Annotated in this window: 2 protein-coding genes; one reads left to right on the forward strand and one right to left on the reverse strand. The window is 73.6% G+C overall.

Annotation, left to right across the window (positions count from 1 at the left end; translation table 11 throughout):
- The coding region (locus tag MXD58_RS23645) for an alpha-(1->3)-arabinofuranosyltransferase domain-containing protein (RefSeq protein WP_250609945.1) at nucleotides 1-1,871 on the reverse strand (1,871 nt) is incomplete at its 3' end.
- Nucleotides 1,872-2,327: 456 nt separating this feature from the next.
- Between MXD58_RS23645 and MXD58_RS23650 the strand changes: the two genes are divergently transcribed.
- On the forward strand, nucleotides 2,328-3,140 hold the full coding sequence (locus tag MXD58_RS23650; protein ID WP_248839242.1) for an Fpg/Nei family DNA glycosylase: 813 nt from the start codon (nucleotides 2,328-2,330) through the stop codon (nucleotides 3,138-3,140).
- Nucleotides 3,141-3,234 lie beyond the last annotated feature (94 nt).

Raw genomic sequence — 3,234 nt, forward strand, 5'->3', positions numbered from 1 at the left:
CGCCCCGCCCGCCGGGCGCCGTACAGGGCCTCGGGCCGCTCGGCGGACGCCCCGTCGGGCAGGCACACCGGCCCGGCCAGGCCGGTGTCGTCCCCGCCGGCGCCGTCCGGGCGCAGCGCACGCAGCAGCGGCAGGACGATCCAGGGCAGCATCGCCGCGCCGGTCATCGACACCGACGTCGCGCCGATCTTGCCGAGGAACATCGGGGAGAGGGCGTAGCCGAGGCCGCCGAGAACCCGGCTGGTCGGCCGCCCGATCCGCAGGGTGTCGGCGAGGCGGATGACCCCCCAGGTCGCCACGGTCAGCAGCAGGCCCATCCAGAGCCGCTGGGTGAGCCACGGGGGCAGTCCCAGCAGCTTCCCGGCGAGGAAGAACGGCCCCATCGGGAACAGGTAGCCGGCGATCTGGTTCGGGATGGCGCCGAAGTCGGCCGAGGAGTCCCACAGGTGGGTCGCGCGCGCCAGGAAGCCCCACGGGTCGACGGCCACCGACATCTTGGTGTCGGCGGTCACCCGGCCCGGCGCCTGGGTGACGAACAGCGCCGCGTACGCGATCGCGATCCACAGCAGGTGCCAGCGGGGCGTGCGCGTCGCGGCGGCCGGGGCGTCAGCCTGACCCGGGCCGGTCGCCGCGTGTGGTCGGGCCGGGCGGTCGGGTCCGGATGGTGCGTGGCCGCGGCCCCGCGGGCCGTGCGGCTCCCCACCGGAAGCGGACGGGCCCGTGGCGTACTGGCTGGCGGCGGACGGGTCCCGGGTGGGCGCGGGCAGGTCCGGAAACGGTGCGGTCGAGGCCGCGAACAGCGCGGTCTGACCCCGTCCCCGCGGCGGTCCGGCGGTGAACTCGGGTCGCGGCGCGGGGACGCCCGGCCGGTTCGCGCGTGCGGGCCGTACCGGCGCGGCCGACTGCCGAATCCGCAGGGGCCGGGTCGTCTCGCCGGGACTCGTGCCGGCGAAGGCCAGCTCGGCCTGGTCCGTGCGGAGGTGGTCCGTGCGGAAGTGGTCCGTGCCGAAGTGGTCCGTGCGGAAGTGGTCCGTGCCGAGGCGGTCCAGCTCGGCGCCGACTCCGGCGAGCACCCGATGGCGGGGCGCCCGGGTCGTTCGCTGGGCGTGGGCCGGCTGCCGGGAGCGGGCCGGCTGACGGGCGGTGGCCGGTCGGCCGGGGCGGGCCGCGAGCGACCGGTTCACGCGGCGGACGTAGCGTCGGGTGCGGAGTAGTTCGGCGATCATCGCCGGGGTGTGCTGCAGTGTGTTGAAGGTGCCGTCGGGCTGCTCCTGCCAGCGCACCGGGACCTCGGCGATGCGGTATCCCAGCGCTTTCGCGAGGGCGAGCACCTCGACGTCGAAAGCGAATCCGGTGACCTGCGTCTGATCGAACAGGAGCTTGGCCTCGGTGTGCCGGAATGCCTTGAAGCCGCACTGGGTGTCGGCTATTCCGAGCGGCACGACTAATTGGATGAGCCATTTGAACGCCCAGCTGCCGAGCTGGCGGGTGAAGTCGCGGTCGGCGTCGCCGCCGAGGCGCCGGGACCCGAGTGCGACCTCGGCGTGCTCCAGTGCGGCCAGCAGATTCGGCAGGTCGGCGAGGTCGGAGGCCAGGTCGGCGTCCATGAAGACGATCGCCTCGCCGACGGCGGCCCCGACCCCGACCCGGACCGCCGCGCCCTTGCCGCCGTTGCGTGGCAGGCTGATCACCCGGCCGTTCGGGTTGTCCCGCAGCAGATCGGCGGCGACCCGGGCGGTCTCGTCCTCGCTGCCGTCGTCGACGACGATCACTTCGGCGTCGGGGGCGTACCGGCGCAGTGCGTCCGACAGGACGGGAAGTGACTTCGGAAGCCGGTGTGATTCGTTGTAGGCTGGGATCACGACGCTCACGGGCACCTGATGCACACAACACCTCCTGCTGGCCGGCCCGTGGCCCGCGGAGGGCGTTGAGCTGGCGCTATCACGCGGTATCCGGCCTTGTCGCTGTGTCACCCGGTCCTGTCGCTGCATCACTATGACAGGCAATTGCCCGATCTGTCCGATTACCGGTCGGACCTTGGGTGCGACACTTACCGCGTGCTGACGGACTGGACACGGTCCGCGAGAATCAATGGCGGGAGCGCGGCCCCGCGGGTGTGCCCTCCGGCGGGTGCAAGCAGGCCAAACAAAGTGTTCGCGCGACCGGCGTGGTGCGGGTCTCGGAAAATCCACGCCGATGGCCCGTTCGCGCAATGGTAGTGGAACTTTTTGTGGGGTGTTGTGCCCACGTCGATTCTAAGTGCGGGTTCCCTGGGCGCACGCGCCGGGGGGACCGACGCCGGACCGCCTCGGTATGCTCACCCGACCATGCCTGAAGGTCACACCGTCCACCGGTTGGCGACCAAGCATCTGAAGATGTTCCGGGGACGGACCATCGAGGCGGCGAGTCCCCAGGGGCGTTTCGCCGAAGGCGCTCGAAGGCTCGACGGCCGAATGCTGACCGACGCGCAGGCGCACGGAAAGCACCTGCTGCTGACCTTCGGCGGCGACGACGTCCTGCACGTCCACCTCGGCCTCTACGGCACCTACGCCCTCGGGCCGGCGCCGGCCCCCGTGCCGACCGGAGCCGTCCGGCTTCGGCTGGCCGCCGACCCCGGGTACGCCGACCTGCGCGGCCCGAACGCGTGCGAGCTGCTCGGCGCCGGCGAGATGACGGCACTGCGCGCGCGGCTCGGCCCCGACCCGCTGCGCGCCGACGCCGACCCCGACCTCGCCTGGCGGCGGATCACCCGCAGTCGCACGCCGATCGCCGCCCTGCTGCTCGACCAGACCGTGGTCGCCGGGCCCGGCAATATCTACCGGGCCGAAGTGCTGTTCCGCGCCGGCGTCCACCCGCTGCTGCCCGGCCGCGAGCTGACCGCGCCGCAGTGGGCCGAGATCTGGGCCGACCTGCGCGTCCTGATGGCCGACGGGGTGGCGAGCGGGCGGATCGACACCGTCCGCCCGGCCCACACCCCCGAGGCGATGGGCCGCCCGCCCCGCGTTGACGACCACGGCGGCGAGGTCTACGTCTACCGGCGCACCGGCCAGCCCTGCCTGGTGTGCGCCAGCGAGGTCCGCGCCGCCCGGCTCGCCGCCCGCAACCTGTTCTGGTGCCCCGGCTGCCAGCCGACCGCCTGACGCGCCCGCCCGCCGCCTCGACGAGCCCCGGCCTGTCGACGAGCCCCGGCCTGTCGACGAGCCCCGGCCTGTCGACGAGCCCCGGCCTGTCGAC

Origin of the sequence: Frankia sp. AgKG'84/4, from assembly GCF_023242965.2 — a bacterium.
Lineage (GTDB): Bacteria > Actinomycetota > Actinomycetes > Frankiales > Frankiaceae > Frankia.